The organism is Streptomyces sp. NPDC127197 (assembly GCF_042672405.1).
Lineage (GTDB): Bacteria > Actinomycetota > Actinomycetes > Streptomycetales > Streptomycetaceae > Streptomyces > Streptomyces flavusporus.
Map to the genome: position 1 here is coordinate 1 of NZ_JBHXVG010000045.1, position 17,949 is coordinate 17,949.

18 protein-coding genes and 1 pseudogene are annotated in these 17,949 nt (G+C 70.3%); 7 read left to right on the plus strand and 12 right to left on the minus strand.

The window, feature by feature from the left end:
- Positions 1–161: 161 nt before the first annotated feature.
- Positions 162–398, plus strand: coding sequence for a hypothetical protein (locus ACFVJQ_RS38650; protein ID WP_385790425.1), 237 nt, complete (start codon positions 162–164; stop codon positions 396–398).
- A 39-nt stretch (positions 399–437) separates the two neighbouring features.
- Here the strand turns inward: ACFVJQ_RS38650 and ACFVJQ_RS38655 are convergent, their stop codons facing one another.
- Positions 438–2,150: a serine/threonine-protein kinase gene (locus ACFVJQ_RS38655; protein WP_385790427.1), complete on the minus strand. Its 1,713-nt coding sequence runs from the start codon at positions 2,148–2,150 to the stop codon at positions 438–440.
- A gap of 89 nt (positions 2,151–2,239) precedes the next feature.
- Positions 2,240–3,088 carry a menaquinone biosynthetic enzyme MqnA/MqnD family protein gene (locus ACFVJQ_RS38660; protein WP_129799394.1) on the minus strand — a complete coding sequence of 283 codons (849 nt, stop codon included), beginning with the start codon at positions 3,086–3,088 and terminating at the stop codon, positions 2,240–2,242.
- 308 nt (positions 3,089–3,396) lie between these two features.
- Between ACFVJQ_RS38660 and ACFVJQ_RS38665 the strand changes: the two genes are divergently transcribed.
- Positions 3,397–3,600: a cold-shock protein gene (locus tag ACFVJQ_RS38665; RefSeq protein ID WP_003992177.1), complete on the plus strand. Its 204-nt coding sequence runs from the start codon at positions 3,397–3,399 to the stop codon at positions 3,598–3,600.
- 214 nt (positions 3,601–3,814) lie between these two features.
- Complete coding sequence (locus ACFVJQ_RS38670; protein WP_385790429.1) at positions 3,815–4,462, plus strand: class I SAM-dependent DNA methyltransferase; 648 nt, start codon at positions 3,815–3,817, stop codon at positions 4,460–4,462.
- 15 nt (positions 4,463–4,477) lie between these two features.
- On the opposite strand, the gene ACFVJQ_RS38675 is transcribed toward ACFVJQ_RS38670, so the two are convergent.
- A complete protein-coding gene (locus ACFVJQ_RS38675; protein ID WP_385790431.1) occupies positions 4,478–5,026 on the minus strand; it encodes a DUF6817 domain-containing protein in 549 nt (182 codons plus the stop codon).
- Between the two features lie 195 nt (positions 5,027–5,221).
- Between ACFVJQ_RS38675 and ACFVJQ_RS38680 the strand changes: the two genes are divergently transcribed.
- On the plus strand, positions 5,222–6,127 hold the full coding sequence (locus tag ACFVJQ_RS38680; RefSeq protein ID WP_385790433.1) for a LysR family transcriptional regulator: 906 nt from the start codon (positions 5,222–5,224) through the stop codon (positions 6,125–6,127).
- Here the strand turns inward: ACFVJQ_RS38680 and ACFVJQ_RS38685 are convergent.
- A complete protein-coding gene (locus tag ACFVJQ_RS38685; RefSeq protein WP_385790435.1) occupies positions 6,118–8,094 on the minus strand; it encodes an AMP-dependent synthetase/ligase in 1,977 nt (658 codons plus the stop codon). The two genes, ACFVJQ_RS38680 and ACFVJQ_RS38685, sit on opposite strands and share 10 nt — an antisense overlap.
- Positions 8,095–8,369: 275 nt before the next feature.
- Here ACFVJQ_RS38685 and ACFVJQ_RS38690 point away from each other — a divergent pair, with 275 nt between their 5' ends.
- Positions 8,370–9,230 (plus strand): MaoC/PaaZ C-terminal domain-containing protein, encoded by an 861-nt coding sequence (locus tag ACFVJQ_RS38690; RefSeq protein WP_385790437.1) that lies wholly within the window; start codon positions 8,370–8,372, stop codon positions 9,228–9,230.
- Here the strand turns inward: ACFVJQ_RS38690 and ACFVJQ_RS38695 are convergent.
- The gene (locus tag ACFVJQ_RS38695; RefSeq protein ID WP_385790439.1) at positions 9,213–9,857 is read right to left on the minus strand and encodes a TetR/AcrR family transcriptional regulator; all 645 of its coding nucleotides are present in this window, start codon (positions 9,855–9,857) and stop codon (positions 9,213–9,215) included. The two genes, ACFVJQ_RS38690 and ACFVJQ_RS38695, sit on opposite strands and share 18 nt — an antisense overlap.
- A gap of 228 nt (positions 9,858–10,085) precedes the next feature.
- Positions 10,086–10,220, minus strand: a pseudogene (locus ACFVJQ_RS38700) (dicarboxylate/amino acid:cation symporter); the annotation flags it as partial.
- Positions 10,221–10,279: 59 nt separating this feature from the next.
- On the opposite strand from ACFVJQ_RS38700, the gene ACFVJQ_RS38705 reads away from it, so the two are divergent.
- Entirely contained in the window at positions 10,280–11,722 is a 1,443-nt protein-coding gene (locus ACFVJQ_RS38705; RefSeq protein WP_385790441.1) for a recombinase family protein, read from the plus strand.
- A gap of 125 nt (positions 11,723–11,847) precedes the next feature.
- On the opposite strand, the gene ACFVJQ_RS38710 is transcribed toward ACFVJQ_RS38705, so the two are convergent.
- The 4 genes from ACFVJQ_RS38710 to ACFVJQ_RS38725 all read right to left on the minus strand — a co-directional run bounded on the left by ACFVJQ_RS38710 (position 11,848) and on the right by ACFVJQ_RS38725 (position 15,341).
- Positions 11,848–13,197 carry a replication initiator gene (locus tag ACFVJQ_RS38710; protein ID WP_385790496.1) on the minus strand — a complete coding sequence of 450 codons (1,350 nt, stop codon included), beginning with the start codon at positions 13,195–13,197 and terminating at the stop codon, positions 11,848–11,850.
- 301 nt (positions 13,198–13,498) lie between these two features.
- Positions 13,499–13,696, minus strand: coding sequence for a hypothetical protein (locus ACFVJQ_RS38715; RefSeq protein WP_385790443.1), 198 nt, complete (start codon positions 13,694–13,696; stop codon positions 13,499–13,501).
- Positions 13,693–14,994, minus strand: coding sequence for an FtsK/SpoIIIE domain-containing protein (locus ACFVJQ_RS38720; RefSeq protein WP_385790498.1), 1,302 nt, complete (start codon positions 14,992–14,994; stop codon positions 13,693–13,695). Before ACFVJQ_RS38720 ends, ACFVJQ_RS38715 begins: the two co-directional genes overlap by 4 nt.
- Positions 14,994–15,341: a hypothetical protein gene (locus tag ACFVJQ_RS38725; RefSeq protein WP_385790445.1), complete on the minus strand. Its 348-nt coding sequence runs from the start codon at positions 15,339–15,341 to the stop codon at positions 14,994–14,996. The genes ACFVJQ_RS38720 and ACFVJQ_RS38725 overlap by 1 nt, the downstream gene beginning before the upstream one ends.
- A gap of 164 nt (positions 15,342–15,505) precedes the next feature.
- Here ACFVJQ_RS38725 and ACFVJQ_RS38730 point away from each other — a divergent pair, with 164 nt between their 5' ends.
- Positions 15,506–16,285, plus strand: a complete 780-nt coding sequence (locus ACFVJQ_RS38730; protein ID WP_385790447.1) for a GntR family transcriptional regulator — start codon at positions 15,506–15,508, stop codon at positions 16,283–16,285.
- A gap of 410 nt (positions 16,286–16,695) precedes the next feature.
- On the opposite strand, the gene ACFVJQ_RS38735 is transcribed toward ACFVJQ_RS38730, so the two are convergent.
- Positions 16,696–16,992 (minus strand): hypothetical protein, encoded by a 297-nt coding sequence (locus tag ACFVJQ_RS38735; RefSeq protein ID WP_385790500.1) that lies wholly within the window; start codon positions 16,990–16,992, stop codon positions 16,696–16,698.
- A gap of 322 nt (positions 16,993–17,314) precedes the next feature.
- Positions 17,315–17,869, minus strand: coding sequence for an ATP-binding protein (locus ACFVJQ_RS38740; RefSeq protein WP_385790449.1), 555 nt, complete (start codon positions 17,867–17,869; stop codon positions 17,315–17,317).
- Between the last annotated feature and the right edge of the window lie 80 nt (positions 17,870–17,949).

Consider the following 17,949-nt stretch of genomic DNA (forward strand, 5'->3'; position numbering starts at 1 on the left):
GACGGCAGCCGCCTGATAGCCACACCCAGCACCCCTGGGCGACCCAACCCTACGAATGGCTCGATCAACCCGATCAAGACGGTAGAGCCGCCTGAGCCCGAAAAGCCACAGCGGGACCCTCCTCACGCATCGCCCCCGCGGCCGAGATCTGAAGGCAACTGATGTCTGTCGACCTGTCCTTCTTCCGCTTCGAGACCTCCCAACGCCTACGGGCCGAAGGCCGCTCCGAGGGCCACGCCGAGGACATCCTTCTGATCCTTGAATCACGCGGCATCGAGATCCCAGAGGCCGCTCGGGAGCGGATCACGACCTGCACGAATCTCGAAACGCTCCGCGCCTGGGTCATCCGGGCCGTGCACGTCGAAACGGCCGAGGACCTGTTCGCGGACGAGGCCTGACCGAGCACACTGTCCCTCCCACCAGTAGTAACCGCCTTGCTACTCGGCCCGCGACATCCGAGCCTCAGGGTTCCCGGACTCCTTGCTGTCCGACTCGTACATCAGGTCATCCCCCGTCGGAATCAGCCGCACGGTCGTCGCCGCCGGATTGCACCCGCTGTGGTTCTCCTTCGCACCGACGGACGTCGCGACGATCTGCTTCTCCGTCACCTGCTTCAGGGTCAGTACGTCGACACAGACGCCGCCCAGAGGGTCGGTCTGCCGGAGTCGCCCCAGTTCCTCACCGGCCTCCGCGTCCCGGACGGTGATGCGGAACGTCCCGAGGGGCAGGGTGCCGTCGACGGCGGTGCCCTGGCCCTCCCAGGTGCCGAGGTAGCGGGCGGGGATGCCGGTGCCGGAGGCCGAGGCGCCGGGTTCGGCGGTCGGGGGCGCGGCGGCGTCTCCCGAGGTGTCCCGGCGGTTGTCGGGCAGCAGGTCGAACACGAACACCGACCCCACCGTCACCGCCGCCAGCGCCCCGGCGACCGCCAGCGCCACCGTGCAGCTCAGCCGGCGGCCCCGTCCGTCGGCTTCCGGTGCCGCCGTCGCGGCGAACGTGACGGAGAGCTTGCCGGGCCGCTGGCCCGACGCCGGTGCCGTGTCCTCCGGCTCCGCCGGACGCGGCCCGGGTACGGCGGGTGGCGCCCCCGGCATCACCGGCGGCGGCGCCCCCGGCATCACGGGCGGCGGCCCGAACTCCCCCACGGCCGACGGCGGACTCACCGCCGGGCTGCCGAACCCCACCGGCCCCGGCGGCGTCTCCTCCACGGCCGGCTTGCCGAACTCCACCGGCCCCGAAGGAGCCACGTCCGTCCCCGTCTCCAGATTCAGCAGCCGTACGGCACTACGGCTGACCTGCTCCACCAGCGCTCCCGGCAGCCACCCGCCCGCGACCAGCCGCGCCGTCCCCTCGGGCGCGAGCCGCCGGATCACCTCCGCCGGGGTCGGCCGCCCACCCGGCTCCTTCGCCAGGCACGCCTCGACGATCTCCCGCAACAACCCGCCCTCCAGGGCGTCGAGCTGCGGCTCCTCGTGGACGACCTTGTAGAGCAGCGCGGCCGAGGAATCCCCGGAGAAGGGCGGCTCTCCGGTCGCCGCGTACGCCAGTACCGCGCCCAGCGAGAAGACGTCGGCGGCTCCGGTGACCCCTTTGCCCAGGATCTGCTCGGGCGCCATGTAGCCGGGCGAGCCGACCGAGACGCCGGTGGAGGTCAGGGAGGCCGTGCCGTCCGTGGCGCGGGCGATGCCGAAGTCGATCAGCAGAGGGCCGTCCAGCGTCAGCAGGACGTTGGACGGTTTCACGTCCCGGTGCACCAGGCCCAGTTCGTGCACCGCCGCGAGCGCCTCGGCGAGGCCCGCACCCAGCACTCGTACGGAATGCGTGGGCAGCGGACCGCCGTCCGTGACCGCCGCGGTCAACGACGGGCCCGCCGCGTACGCCGTGGCGACCCACGGCACCGGCGCCTCCGGGTCCGCGTCGAGCACCGGCGCGGTCCAGGCGCCGCCCACCCGCCGCGCGGCGTCGACCTCGCGGCGGAACCGGGCGCGGAACTCCTCGTCGAGCGCGAAGTGCGGGTGCACGACCTTCACCGCGACGGTACGGCCCCCTGCGCTGCGGCCGAGATACACCCGGCCCATGCCGCCCGAACCGAGCCGGCCGAGCAGCCGGTAGGGCCCCACGCTCGCGGGCTCGTCGACTCCGAGCGGCTGCATGGCGCGCCCCCTTCCCCCGTACGCCTCCACTGTCCCGCAGCGTATAGTCCCGCCGCCCGCTCCAGATCCCCACGGCTGGAGCAGGTCCCCTACGGCTGGAGCAGATCGACCTTCACGTCCGCCGGGAAGCCGGTCGTCGGGCCGACCCTGCGCGCGAACTCCGCGACCGCCGCCAGCTGGGGCTCGCCGAGGCGGAAGTCGAGGGTGGTGAAGTACTGCTCCAGAACCTGCTCGTCGAAGGCCTCCCAGCGGGCGGCCTGCTCGGCGACCTTGCCGACCTCCTCCAGGGAGAGGTTGCGGGAGGCGAGGAAGGCCTCGTGCACCTTGCGGGTGATCACGGGCTCGCGCTCCAGGTAGTCGCGGCGGGCCGCCCAGACGGCGAAGACGAACGGCAGTCCGGTCCACTCCTTCCACAGCGCGCCGAGGTCGTGCACCTCCAGCCCGAAGCGCGGCCCGTCGAGCAGGTTGGCCCGCAGCGCCGCGTCCCCGATCAGCACCGCCGCCTCTGCCTCCTGCATCATCAGGCTGAGGTCGGGCGGGCACGTGTAGTAGTCGGGCCGTACGCCGAAACGGTCCGCGAGCAGCAGCTGCGCGAGGCGTACGGAGGTGCGCGAGGTGGAGCCGAGGGCGACCCGGGCGCCGTCCAGCCGCTCCAGCGGGACCTGCGAGACGATCACGCAGGACATCACCGGCCCGTCGCAGCCGACCGCGATGTCAGGGAAGGCGACCAGGTCGTCGGCGTTGCGCAGGAACTCGACGAGGGTGATCGGCCCGATGTCGAGGTCGCCCTGCACCAGCTGCTCGCTGAGCTTCTCCGGGGTGTCCTTGGTCAGCTCGAAGTCGAGGAGCGTGCCCGTTCTCGCGAGCCCCCAGTACAGGGGCAGGCAGTTCAGGAACTGGATGTGGCCGACGCGCGGCCGGGTGCGAGGAATGTCCACATCCGGAGGCTAGCGTCCGCCGGGCGGGCGCTGACCCTGCGGGGTGACGTGCGAGTCTGGGCCCCTCCGCCATCTGGAGTCATGGATGTCAAACGTTCGGGTGACGTGATCTTGACCTCTATTGCTTTCGGCTTCCCGCGTGCTAGGCTCGCCGCAAGTTGCAGTTTGGTTTCCCTTGCAGTACAGAGCCTGCGGAGCATGTGACCGCGGGCTCTCGTCGTTCTCAGACGGGTGCAGTTGTGCAGAATCTCGATCTTCACACTTGCTGGTTCTGGAGCAGGGCAACCCTTTGAGCCCAAGGAGGGCTTATGGCTACCGGAACCGTGAAGTGGTTCAACGCCGAAAAGGGCTTTGGTTTCATCGCCCAGGAAGGCGGCGGCCCCGACGTCTTCGTCCACTACTCCGCGATCAACGCGAGCGGCTTCCGCTCCCTCGAGGAGAACCAGCAGGTGTCCTTCGACGTCACCCAGGGCCCGAAGGGCCCGCAGGCGGAGAACGTCACCCCGGTCTGATCTGATGATCTGATCCTCCGATCCGGATCGAGCGCAGTACCCAAGGAGCCCCACGCCTTCGGCGACGGGGCTCCTGCCTTTTCCCGAGTGTCCCGAGTATCCCGAGGTGAATTCTCCGAGAATTCCTTCCCCCGCACTCCCCCCACACTCCTTTGACGGGAGTGGCCTCAGGCGCGCAGCCGGTTGTCAGTGGGAGTGGATAGGGTCGCCGCCCATGACTGACAGCGACTTCCTGACCACCACCCAGGACTTCTACGACGCCGTTGCCGAGGACTACGCCGACCGGTTCCGGGACGGGCTGGCGGCCAGGCCGGTGGACCGGGCCCTGCTGGCCGCCTACGCGGAACTCGTGGGCGGTGGCGGTGAGGTGGTCGACCTGGGGTGCGGACCGGGGGAGGTGACGGCGTACCTCGCCTCGCTCGGCCTGTCGGTGTTCGGGCTCGACCTGTCGGCGTCGATGCTCGCGATCGCCCGGCGTGAGAATCCCGGCCTGCGCTTCGAGCAGGGTTCGATGCTGGACCTGGACCTGCCCGACGGTCACCTCGCGGGTGTCGTGTCCTACTACTCGTCCATCCACACCCCTGTGGACCGGCTGCCCGACCTTTTCGCGGAGTTCGCCCGTGTCCTGACCCCGGGCGGCCATCTGCTCCTCGCCTTCCAGGTCGGCGACCACCCACTCCGCATCGACCGGCCCTTCGGCCACCCGGTGTCCCTGGATTTCGAACGCCGACAGCCGGATCGGATCGCCGAGCTGCTGGCCGGGGCCGGTTTCGAGATCCGGTCGCGGACGGTGCGGGAGGCGGAGGAGGAACTCGGGGAGTCGACCGCGCAGGCGTATCTGATCGCCCGCAGCCGACCCTAGTCACCAGCACCTGTCCTAGCCGTCGCCGAGCACCGTGCGGCAGTCGTCCCAGGCCGCCTCGCTCAGCAGCGGCCGGATTCGCGTGAACAGGGCCAGCAGCTCGGCTCCCCACCGCTCACGGAACGCCGCGTCATGGTCCGCAAGGTCGAGCTCGTTCGCGGCGGTGAGTTCGGCGAAGTCCCGGCGCAGGCCGGGGGACGGTGTGTGGGCGGCACCGGTGAAGCGGTCGTGGAAGGGGGCGGCGGGGTCGGCGAGGGTCGGGTACGTCGCCGTGCGGTCGCAGGCGGCGTAGAGGTACACGGTCGCCTCGGCCTCCGCGCCGATCGCGGTCGCCAGGTCGGTACGGCGGTCCAGGGGGAGGAGAGGTTCGGGGAAGCCGTCGGTGCCGTAGCAGGCGTGGCAGAGGCCGGCCAGCTGGAGGGCGGGGCGGGCGCCCCAGCCGGCCAGTCGTAGGCGTACGCGGTCGAGGTGAGTGAGGAGGGTGCCGCCCGGGTGGGCCATGGACTCGGCACCCAACTGCCGTAGTAACGCCAGGGCTTGGTCGGTGGAGGTCGGCACGGGCATCCCTTCGCCGCGAGAATCAGGAGTGTGGGTCGGCACCCGCTCCCACCCCCCCCCCCCCCCCCCGCTGTCGGTCCGGACTCCCGCGGAGGCGCGGAGCGGGTTGCCGCCCGGGCCCTGTGGAGATCGTCGTACACCCCGTGGGGGCCAGTCAATCCTAAGGATCAGTCGCCAAACCCTAGTGATAGCTTGGAGGTTGTGACCCTAGAGGATCTGCGCGTGTTCGTGGCCGTCTGCCGGGCCGGGAGCCTCAGTGCGGTGGCCCGTGATCTGGGGTGTACGCAGTCGGCGGTCAGCCAGCACGTGAAGCGGCTGGAGCGGGAGACGGGGGTCGGTCTGCTGGAGCGGCGGCCGCGCGGGGTCGTGCCGACGCAGGCCGGGCGGGTGCTGGAGGCCGCTGCGGCCGAGGGCATCGCCGGGCTGGATCTGGCGTTGCGGCGGCTGCGGGACCTCGTCGACGGGGAGAGCGGGTCGGTACGGGTGGCCACCGGGGCGACGACCGTACGGCACTTCATGGCGGACGCCGTGGTGGCGTTCCGGCAGCGGCATCCCAAGGTCAACCTCGAGTTCCGTACCGAGAGTTCGAGCCGCGCCTGCTTCGGCGCGCTGGCCGACAGCGAGCTGGATCTGGCCTGGGTCACGCTCGGGCCGCCGGTGCGCGGCATCGAGCAGCGGCCGGTGGTCGACCTGCCGTGGGTGCTGGCGGTACGGGCCGGCGACCCGCTCGCCGACCGCACGCACGCCGACGTCTCCGACCTGGCCGGCCTCCGGCTGATCCGGCTGCCCCCGAACTCCACGTCCGCCGCCCATCTCGACGCGGCCTGCGCCGAGTTGGGCGTGCGTTTCGGCTACGACACGAGTGTCGCCGACTGGGACACGGCCCTGCTGCTGGCCGAGTTGGGGCTGGGCCGGGCCGTGGTGCCCGCGTTGCCGGGGCTGCGGGCGGGCGGTAACGGGGGTGATCTGCGTCTGGTGCCGTTGCCCGCGCTGCGGCCGCTGACGGTGGGGTGGGCCGTCCGGCACTGGGACGCGCTCACGCCGCCGGCCCGCGCGTTCGCGGACACGGTGGCGGAGCTCACCTCGCCGCCCACTGCTCAGCCGTGAGCCCGGTCGGCTCCGTACAGCGCCTCCACCTCCCCGGCGAAGTCCCGCAGGATCGCCTCCCGGCGCAGCTTCATCGACGGGGTCAGATGGCCGGCGGCCTCGGTGAAGTCGACGGGGAGGACGGCGAAGCGGCGGATGGACTCCGGGCGGGACACCAGCTTGTTGGCCTCGTCCACCGCACGCTGCAACACCGCGTGCAACTCGTCGTCGGTCACGAGGAGTTCCGGCGGTACGGGGTGCTTGCCGTTCATCTGGCGCCAGTGGGTGATGCCGTCGGTGTCGAGGGTGATCAGGGCGGTGACGTAGGGGCGGCGGTCGCCCAGGACGATGCACTGGGAGATCAGGGGGTGCGAGCGCAGCCAGTTCTCCAGCGGGGCCGGTGCCACGTTCTTGCCGCCCGCCGTGATCAGGATCTCCTTCTTCCGGCCGGTGATGGTGAGGTAGCCCTCGTCGTCCAGCCGGCCGATGTCGCCGGTCGGGAACCAGCCGTCGGGTGTTGCCGGGACGACGCCGCCCGCGTACGGGTCCCAGTAGCCGCGGAAGACCTGACCGCCGGCGAGGAGCACCTCGCCGTCCGCGGCGATACGGACGCGTGTACCGGGCAGGGGCCAGCCGACCGTGCCGAGGCGGGGTTTGAGCGGTGGCGTCACGGTCGCCGCACCGGTCGTCTCGGTCAGGCCGTAGCCCTCGTAGACGTCGATGCCCGCGCCCGCGTAGAACGCGGCCAGGTCGCGGCCCAGGGGCGAGCCTCCGCAGATGACGTAACGGACCCTGCCGCCCAGCGCGTTGCGGATCCGGCGGTAGACGAGGGTGTCGTAGAGGGCGCGGGCCGCCTTGAGGGAGGCGCCGGGGCCGGGGCCGGTGCCGCTCGCCCGGGCTTCCGCCGCCTCGCCGTAGCGGCGTGCCACCTTCGCCGCACGGTCGAAGGCGGGGGCCTTGCCGCCCCGTTCGGCCGTCGCGCGCGCGTTGTTGTAGATCTTCTCCAGCATGTACGGGATGGCGATGAGGAAGGTCGGCCGGAAGCTCGCCAGGTCGACCAACAGGTCCTCCGACTTCAGGCTGGGCGCGTGACCGATCCGCACCCGCGCGCGGACGCAGGCCACCGACACCATGCGGCCGAAGACGTGCGAGAGGGGGAGGAAGAGAAGGGTGGAGGGCTCCGCGTCGGTGCGGGCCTTGAAGACGGGGTAGAGGAGTTCGATCGCGTTGTCGACCTCCGCGAGGAAGTTGCCGTGCGTGAGCGCGCAGCCCTTGGGGCGGCCGGTGGTGCCCGAGGTGTAGACGAGGGTGGCCAGGGTGTCCGGGCCCAGCATTCCGCGCCGTACGTCCACTTCGGTGTCCGGTACGGACTGGCCGAGCTCCGCCAGGCGGTCCACGTGACCCTTCTCGATGACCCACATGTGCTTCAGCTCGGTCAGATGCTCCCGCTCGGGGCCGAGCGCGGCCGCCTGCCCGACCGTCTCCGTGGCCAGCGCCACCGCGCCGGAGTCCTGGAGGATCCAGCGGGTCTGGAAGACGGACGAGGTCGGGTACACCGGGACGGTCACCAGACCGGCCGCCCAGGCGGCGAAGTCGAGGAGCGTCCACTCGTACGACGTGCGGGCCATGACCGCGATCCGATCGCCCGGCATCAGCCCCTCGGCGATCATCCCCTTCGCCACGGCCAGCACCTGCGCGGCGAACTCCGCCGCGGTCACGTCCGCCCAACGCCCGTCCCCGGTACGGCGGCTGAGCACCGGATGTCCGGGCGCCGCGTCCGCGTTCTCGAACGGCAGGTCGGCCAGCGAACCGTGCGACACCGGCGGCACCAGCGGCGGTACGGCCACTTCCCGCACCTCCCCGTCCAGCCGCCGTATCTCGGGCTCGACGAGGACCGGCCCGCCGTCGGGGTCGTACTCGAGCGACGCGGCCGTGGACGGGTCGGACGACTCGGGCGGTAAAGGTGAAGACGAGTACGAGATGGGCATGGCAGCTCCTGGGGCCTGCAGCGACGCACTTCGGCACTGCTCGCTGCATGAGGTACGCGTGGTGCGCACGAAGGCGTTCACCGGCGGCGGCGCGGCTCGTCCGTCGTCCGCCGGTGGGCGGAGATCCTACGGGGCCCGCGTGGGGAGATTGCGCGGGTTCGGGGGTGCTTCCGAGGTGGTCCGGGGACGGGGGTGTGCAGCTCGGGGCCCGACAGAGCTTGGGCTTACCTGCGGTAACCTTACTCCAGAGTAAACAGTGAGGACAGGGGGTACTCATGGCCGACCGGCATCTGAGCTGCACCGGCACCGCACCCGGCCAGGTCCGTTCCCTCGCGCGAGGCGCGCTGCTCTCCCCTTTCAAACAGCCCCGCCCGGACGCCGGCTTCCCCCGCACCCGCCTCGTCCTGTCCGGTGTACGCGTCGACCTGGCCCGGCTCGCCGCCTACGAGCGGGTGTGCGGCTTCCCGACCGGGGAGGACGCCCTGCCCCTCACGTATCCGCACGTCCTCGGCTTCCCGCTCGCCATGCGGTTGATGAGCGACCGGCACTTCCCGCTGCCGCTGCTCGGCCTGGTCCACACCTCGGTGGAGATCAGCCGCCACGCCGCGCTCCCGGCCGCCGGGGAGTACGAACTTGCCGTGTGCGTCGACGGACTGGCTCCGCACCGGCGCGGGACGGAGGCGACGGTCGTGACCGAGGCGCGGGCCGGCGGGGAGGTCGTATGGGAGTCGAGGAGCACCTATCTCGCGCGGCATCGCACCGACGCCCGGCAGCCCTCGAACGGGACCGAGCACGCCCCGCTGCCGGTCCGCGCCGAGTGGCGGCTCGGCGGTGACATCGGGCGTCGGTACGGTGCCGTCTCCGGCGACCGCAACCCGATCCACCTGTACCCGCTCACCGCCCGCCTGTTCGGCTTCCGCCGGCCCCTCGCGCACGGCATGTGGACGGTGGCCCGCTGCCTCGCCGCGCACGGGACGCCCGACGCGGTGCTGGTACGGGCACAGTTCCGGGCGCCGGTGCTGCTGCCGGGGGCGGTGGAGTACGCGGCGGACGGCGGGCGGTTCGAGCTCCGGAGCGGGGAACGCCGGTGTGTGACCGGCGAGGTGTTCCCGCTCACCTCACGCGGACGGCGGTGACCAGGCCCGCCCCGCCATCAGGTCGCCCAGCCCCGCCCAGGCGAAGTTCATCAGGGTCGCCGCCGCCTGCCGGGCCGTGACGCCGGGGGTGGCGTTGGCCCAGGTGGCCAGCGACTCGGCGGCGCCGACCAGGGCCTCGGCCAGCCCGGCGACCTCCTTGTCGGGCAGGTCGGGGTCCCGGTGGGCCTCGCGGGCGGCGTCGGCGATCAGCTGCGTCACGAACGTGACGATCTCCGTGCGCATCGCGGTGACCTCGGCGGCGAAGGTCTCGCCGTGGGTGCGGGCCTGGAGGTGCAGTACGGACCAGCCGTCGGGGTGCCGGGCGGTGTGGGTGAAGAACGCCAGCAGGCCTTCCCAGAGCCGGCGGTCGGCGGGCAGTTCGGGGTGCACGCCGGCCCGGACGGCGGCGGTGAGCGCCTTGGCCTCGCGGCGGATGCAGGCGGTGAAGAGGTCGTCCTTGGAGTTGAGGTAGAGGTACACCAACGGCTTGGACACGCCCGCGAGTTCGGCGATGTCGTCCATCGACGCGGCCATGTACCCCCGCTGTCCGAAGGTCTGCACGGCGGCATCCAGCATCTGCTGCTCACGGACCGCACGCGGCATCCGCTTGGTCTTCACGGCACCCATGGGGATCAGCGTACGGTCCGCGCAGCACCGGCGGCGCCCGGTCAGGGCCTGTCCGGCCGATCAAGTCGCAGGAAAGGGACGGTGCTTCGGCAGTGCCGGTGAGCGGGGTCTGGTGCGTGCAGCTGCAAGGCGGAGGAGGGAGTCGACGCGGAGCGTCGGCGAGTGACGACAACGCCGCAGATGGGCGTGCCAGACCCCGCGTCTGCGGCATGATCGGCCGGACAGGCCCTAGGCGACCGTCACCTGCTGCGGCTCGTCCACCGGGGAACTCGCCGCCTTGTCATAGGCGTTGCGGTCGAGCAGTCCCTCGCGGGCGGAGACGAGCACCGGCACCAGGGCCTGCCCGGCGACGTTCGTAACCGTATTGTCTGTATGCATGTTGTCCATGGCGCAGGCACACCATCTGTGACCCGGGGGGAGATATGGCCAAGCCGAAGCGTGTGGGGATCTACGTACGAATCAGCAAGGACCGCAAGGGCCAGGAACTCGGCATCCAGCGCCAGGAGAAGGCCTGCCGGGAGCTGTGCGAACGCATGGGGTGGGGTGTTCTCAAGGTCTACCCGGAAAACGACGTATCGGCGTCCACCACAAGCAAGCGCCGACGCCCGCAGTACACGGAGATGCTCCGAGACGCCCGCGACGGCCTCATTGACGGGATCGTCGTCTACTCCATCGACCGCCTGACGCGTCGGATCAGCGAACTGACCAGCTTCCTCGAAGAGCAGAAGGAACACGGGTTCGCGTTCGCCACGACGGAGGGCGAGGACACGTCGACAGCCAACGGCCGCATGATCCTCACGATCAAGGGCGCGGTGGCTCAGCAAGAGACCGAGCGCATGTCGGAGCGGGTGAACAACTCCCTCCTGCAGCGCAGAGAGCAGGGCAAGCCGCACGCCGGCGGGAAGAGGCAGTTCGGTTTCAAGGAGGGCTCGTACTTCAAGGAGCTGGACGAAGGCGAAGCCGAGCTGATTCGCAAGGGCTATCGCATGCTGATGGACCGGAACCCGAAGACACCCGGCGATGTGGCCCGGTACTGGAACTCCGAGGGCTCTACGACTCCGCAGGGCGGTGCCTGGACGATCCAGTCAGTGAAGCGCGTGTACCGGTCGGAACGGATCGGGGGGATCGTCACCTACAAGGGCCAGGACATCGGAGACAGCATCTATGGCGCCCCTCTGACCCGCGAGCAGTGGGAGAACGTCCAGACCCTGCTCGATGGGCGAGCCACACCGGCAGCGCAAGGGTCGGGCAAGCGGAAGCACCTGTACTCCGGGTTCCTGCGGTGCGGGTATTGCGGGTCCGTCATGCGCGTCCAGTGGGCGACCATCCAGGGACGGACCTTCCGGCGGACGTTCTGTCACTCGGGGCAGCGAGGCAGGAACGGCCGCCTGGGCTGCGGCAAGGTGAGCCGCAAGTACGAGTGGATCGAGGAGCGACTCAACGAGGTGATCGAGGCAGCGCTGCAATCCCGTATGCCTCGGAAGGAAGAGGTGCCCGCAGAGGATCTCACAGGTGAGATCGACCTGTTGGAGAAGCGTATCCGGGCACTTCGAGGTCGCTGGAAGGAAGGAGACATGGAGGACGAAGACTACTTCGATTCCTTGGCTCACCTTCGCACAGAGCTCCAGAGCCTACGCACGCGCGAAGCCACCACGGTGATCCGTCGATCCCGCGCCGAGACGGATGTACTTGCAGTCTGGAAGGACGACGAGCCCGAGAACCTCGAACGCCGCCGCGCCATCGTGGCGACCGTAATCGACCACGTTGACGTTTTCAGCATCGGCCGTGGTAGGCGCAAGCCGCCCGAGATCACCTCAATCAAGATCACGCCGGTCGGTGCGTCGCAGGAGGCTTCGCCGAAATAACCGGCTCAAAGCGGTCGGCAACGTAGCTATCGACGACAGCACTCATGCGGATGTCATAGTCCTTGGGCGGTACCCAGCGATGGAGGATCTCAGCAATCCAGTCAGGAACCGGCTGTAAGGGCTTATCAGCCATAAGAGCCCCGATAGGAACGTGCTTCCTCCCTGCTCTCCGCCAGGTCCGCAGCAATTCCCGCAGTGATGAGTGCAGCGCCGGGGGTGTGGCCGGAGCCGACGTAACGCCAGTGCCGTTCGGTGACCGTGTCGGGCACGTCCGTGTGGCCCATGTGGTCGGCGCGTTCGGCGCGGAGCGCTGCGTACGTCGTCGAGTAGGCACGGGACTTGGTAAGGATGTGACCCCGGTAGCCAAGCGTGTGAGTCCAGTCCCGAAGGCGCAGGGACGCGTACTCGGGGAGGCCGCCGAGACGCCAGCAGGCCCGCATAAGGGTGCGGACGTGTTCGCTCACGGGTGCCGACTCGACGTCGTCCCAGGTGGTGAGCGGGTGGTCGATGCCGGCGCCTGTCTCGCTCGCTCCCTTGGTGACGTACTTGGCCACGTATGCGGCGACCGCGTCATCGTCCGGGCCGTCGCCGTTGGCACGCAGCGGCCGGGCGTCGACCTGGGCGCCCCAGCGCAGTGCCAGCTCACCCACGGCCGGGCTGTAGGGCGTGTGGACCAGGACCCGCCGGACGGAGGCGCGTACGGCGCTGATGAGCAGTTCCGCCGTGCCCCAGGCCGGAGGTTCGTCGTTGGGCCCGTTCGGGCCGTCGAGGCGAACGACGGCATGCACGTGGACGGCCGCCCGCTTCTGGTACTCAGCCACGCGGGCGAAGGACAGCCGGGCGTGCCGGGCGAAATGCGACTGTACGAGGCCGACCGAGGAGGCCAGGCGCCGCCGGACGTCGATGACGAAGCGGTCCCACAGCTTGGAGGCGTGCGCGTGCCAGAGCACGTGGGCGGTGTAGTCGTAGCAGTCGGGGCAGAGCGGTTGACCGACAACCGACGCGTCCGGGGCGTGGACAGTGCCGCAGCCGAAGGGTCGTCCGTGTTCACAGGTGCCGCCGTCACGGCGGGGGCGGCACACTTCCCCGACGCGGTGGACCGGGCCGAAGGACGGGGCGGTCAGGGTGACGAAGAGCCGGGGCCGGTGGCGGACGGTGGTGGGGATGTTCTTGCCGCCGATCAGGCCCGCGCGGACGAGGTGGAAGGTGTCGCCCGCGTGGAGACGGGAGCAGGCCGGGCAGACGGTTGCGCGACGGTTGCGGCAGCGGACGAGGAGGCGTTCGCCGGGTTCGTTGCGGGTGTCGTAGTGGTGGAGGATCTCGCCGGTTTCGGCGTCCAGGGTGGTTGTCGAGCCGGACAGGTGGACCGGGTGGGCACAGCCGCCGGTGGAGGTGACCTGTTCCAGCCAGCGCGGGAATTTGGGGTCTTGGGCAAGGCGGATGGCGTCGTGGTCTGCTTCGGGGAGCTGACGCAGGCGCGCCGTGCGGGTAAGGACGGCGCGCCGGTCAGCCGCAGTGGTGGACTCCGGGGTGATGGTGGTGACCTTCCGGCGTGGGCCGCCGAGGCGGCACGGTGGATGGGGGGTGGGGCGCTGTGGGCCATGGGGATCGCCTCCGTTGCGTGGTCGGTGTGGTGCGCGGGTTCAGCGGATGGTTCCGGTGCCCCGGCAGACGCGGCAACGCCGCATCCGTCCGGTCCAGGTCTTGCGGGCTCCGTCGCCCTTGCAGTGGGGGCACCTCACGCGGGGCATGGGCATGCCGTCGTGTCCTTTCTGCTCAGGTGTGGGAGAAGCCGCTGATGAGCCAGGTGACGAGGCCGTGGACGGTGTAGATCACGGGGGTCTGCCCGACGTAGAGGCCAAAGAGGCCGACGCAGACCGCTTCCCAGGCGCGTACGTCGCGGGAGCGGACGAGGAGGACGGTGATGATCCCGAAGATCACCGCGAACGTGAACGCCGTACCTTCGCTGATCACTTGCTCTCTCCTTCCAGCGCCGCGAGAGCGCGGCCTATGGCGGGCAGTTCCGGGGTGATGGCGGCGTGCTTCCGGGCCGTCGAGACGGCCTCTTCCGTGGGGGTGAGGTGGGAGCGGGCACGGCTCCATCCGCCGTCCAGTCCGGTGCACACGGCCACGCCCCGTTCCTCCGCCGTGATCGCTTGCGCGACGGCCACGGCATCTTTGTTCAGGTCGCCCAGGGTCATCTCTGCCGTGCCGGGGTCGTTGACCCGGTGGCAGACCCGGCCTCCGAGTTGGGCCCGCAGGGCGGTGACGCCCGGCCCGAGGTCGGAGCCGACCCGCTGTCCGGCGACGACCAGGTGGATGCCGAGCGCCGCCCCGAGCTGGGCCAGCCGCAGCAGGAGTGTGGAGCACTGCTCCGCCTCCGCCTTGCTCTCGCGGGTGCCGTCGGACAGGTACAGCTCCGCGATCTCGTCGACGAGCACGACGACCGGCACGGGCCGCAGCTTCTCGGGCAGTTCCCAGATCGAGCGGACCCCGGCGGACCGGCACGCGCTCATGCGGTCCTGCATGTCGACCACGAGCGCGGAGAGCACGGCGACCGCCTCACGCCTGCACGTGGCCAACGCGCTCAACCGACCGGCGAACAGGCCCAGTTCCATGCCGCCCTTGCAGTCGATGCCGACCAGGGCGACGGGCTGGGGGGCGAGCTGGGTGATCAGCCGGGCCAGCAGGGTGGACTTGCCGGACCTGGTGGCCCCAGCGATGAGCCAGTGCGGCACCAGGCGCAGGTTCATCACCCAGGCGCCACCGGTCTCCAGTGCCCCGATGAGGGCGGAGAGCAGATCGGCCGGGGCAGTGGCTAAGCCGGGCCGCTCCAGCGGATCACTGGCCATCGCGGTCAACTGGACGAGGCCGCGTTCCGGCGACGTCACCCGCACCGCATGGACCTTCCACGCGTGCACGAGGGCATCGGCCGCCTTCATGTAAGTCGCCGGAGTCTGGCCCGCATGCAGCCGCACGCTCACGCTCAGCCCGAGGCCGGTGACGCGAGGGAACGAGATCCGCGGCGGCACCGGCCGCACCGGATCGCCCTTGACCAACAGATGACCGATCAGCGTGCGCGCCGGAAGGCGGGAGACGGACAGGTCGTTGAGCAGGGCGACCCGGCGCCAGGTGAACACCACCCGGCACGCGGCCACCGGATACCCGGCGACGTACCAGTGCCAGGCCGGCCGGTACCGGCGCACCAGGTCGCCGACGACGAGCACCCAGGCGAGCACGGCGAGCCCGAAGGCGAGCAGGATCGGCCCCATCACGCCTCACCGCCCTTGGTGTTCGCCGGGCTGCTGTGCACGGGGGTGATGGCGTCCGCGCGGAAGCTGACGCCGTGCCTCTCGCCCATCGACCAGACGAACGCCGTCAGGCCGGTGACCCGGACGATCTGTCCTTCCTCGATGCCCTTCGGGGCACCGCTCACGGCGATCTCGATGACGGAGATCCGCCGCCGGTCCTGCCGCACGGTGACGGCCACGGTGTAGACCGGGTTGCCCTCCCGGTCCCTCTTCACCTCCTGCGTCTCGGGGTTGCCGAGTTTTGCTTCGGGCGCGATGGCGCACCGCAGTACGCCCAGGCGCGCCGTGTCCACGGGAATGGACTGCATTTCGTTGGCCTCCCTGGCCAGTCAGGACGCCAGTCACATACTGACGTCACTTGTCCTTACGAGTTACGACTATGAAGTCCTGTACGGCGAGAGTGCAACTACTTATGCTGACGAGTGATGTCGCGCGTGCGACGTGACTACGACCTCAACCCGGAGATGCCGAGATGTCAGAGATCCAGCGCCCCGGAGCCCTCTACCAGCAGGTGGCCGCCGCGATCCGCGCAGCGATCCTCACGGGCGAGTTCGCGCCCGACTCCCTGCTGCCGTCCGAAGCCCAGCTCATGGCCCGCTACGGCGTCTCCCGCCCCACGGTCCGCAACGCCATCGCCGCCCTGCGCGCGGAAGGCCTCATCGACGTCCGCCACGGCAAAGGCAGCTTCGTACGAGCCGGCGGACAGCCCGTCCTCACCCTCGAACGCCGCATCAGCCGCACCGCCGACGGCAAGTTCGTCATGCCCAACGGCGACATCTGGCAGGAGACCGAGGAGCCGAGCACCTACCGCACCCGCACCACCAAGGACACCGGTCGACTCCTCCACCTCGACGCGGAAGAAGCCCTGTTCGGCTGTGACCGGCTGCTCATCGACCCCAGCACCGGGACACGTGCCATGCACCGCACCCTGATCCCGTTCGAGGTCGCCGAGGCCGTCCCACTGCTCGGCAAGGAGCCGTGCAAGCCTCCGGCAGCGATCTACTGGGTGCTCACCCAGGCCGGACACAAGCTGTCGTGGGCCGAGACGGTACGCGCGCGCATGCCCCTGCCCGACGAGCGCTCCACGCTCCAGGTCCCGGACGCGACGCCGGTCCTGCACGTTGCCCGCGTCGCGCACGGTGCCGACGACCGCCCGCTGTTCCTCGAAGAGCTCCGCTTCGGCGCGGATCGTGCCGAACTCGCCTACCGGATCACCGCCGACAAACAGCCCACGCGACGCACCCGCGCCTGACCGGCAAGCGGCATCGGTCGAAACAGCCTTCACTTCCTCAAGGGCGCGCCTGCGGCGCGCCGGGACGCCCAGCCGCCCCGGCCGGGCGTGCGGCGTGGACGCCGGTCCCGTCCGGTCGGCCGACGCCCCTGCCCGCAGCACACCCAGGGAGTCGAGGCCCCGACTTACCGTCGAGGGTCGAGGCGTGGTGGGCTGGGGGTCGCCGGCCTCCGAGACTTTAGGCAGCCACCATGGGGCGAGCCTCGAAGAACAGGGGGCCAATCGGGCACACACGCGGGCAGGACCAGTGCCTGCCCGATTCGCCGGGCCAGCGTAAGGCCCCCTGTTCACTCGCCCCATGGCAGCTCCAGCCCAAAGTCCCTCCAGTCGGCGACGTGCCCATGTGCAGCGTCCATCAGCGAGAAGGCGCCTCATACCGCACCACCGGCACCGTTCGCGCGCGCCTCCAGGAGATCAGCGAGCCGATCCACGACGTCCGGCCAACCGGTCAGCCGCACCACCCCGCGGCCGTCCTCACTCGTCGACGCGACGGCCCGCACCGCAGACAGCTCCAGGCCCACGCCGAGGAGTGCGCGGTTCAGTCGGTCGGCAGCCTCACGCGCCTCACGCCAGCTGGCGATGTAGTCCACCCCGGCCACCCAGAGCCCTGAGTCCGCGCCCGGCACGTCGAGACCATCGTTCAGCCAGTCCTCACCGAAGCCGGTCACCTTGCCCACCTCTGCCCTGATCTAGGTAACGGATCATCAACTTCCTTGGACCAGGGCCAAAACGCAGCACGGCGGCCCCGGTACCATCAGGCACCGGGAACCGCCGTGTTCCCAGCCGGGCCACCCTTCGCTTTCCAGGGCTGACGGGGTGGCCCGGCCTATATGGGGATGTGAAGCGCGGGCTCTCGCTCAGGAGGGGAGCCCCTGGGCCGTCCGAGAGACCGCGCCCCTTGGGCCGGAGTGGTCAGGCTCCAGCCATGACCGCGCCGCCACCCCACTCCCGATCGCGAAGGAGAAGACAGGGGCGACGACCCGGCGTCTGTCAGGCCGAGCAGGCGCCCGGCCGGTCGAGGTCGAAGCGGCACCACACGGTCTTGCCGCCTCGTTCCTCCGGCGACCACCAGACAGAGGTGGCGAGCCGCTGAGCGATGAGCAGCCCGCGACCACTGTCCGGCAGCACCGCTTCCGACAGCTCGCCGACCAGAGCGGCAGGGAACGCATCACCCACCGGAAGCAGTGGCGGAGTCGAGTCTTCGTCGGCGACCCCCAGGAAGACCCACTTCGGGTACTTCTTGAAGGTCACGTCGATACGCCGGGAGCTACCGGGCTGGGCGAGGTGACGATCAGGAACGGTGTGGTTCACAACGTTCGCCACTAGCTCCGAGACGACCAACTGAGCGTCGTCCACGAGTTCACTCGCACCAGCACCCCGCAGGAACACCGCCGTCACCTCACGTGCGATGCGTGCCGTGTCGCCGAACTCGGCGAACAGAGTGACCGCCAGAAAATGCCCGCCCGCAGCCGGATCCGGCGCTACGAACCAGTGAGCGTAGGCGTCCAGCTCCCCGCTCAGATGCTTGGTCTTCGCCGCGTCCATCGCGTCCCTTCCCAGCTCTCGTAGCACCGATTGCTTCGTGCAACGTCAGTACACGGCGCCAGCGCCGCGACCGGCAGCGT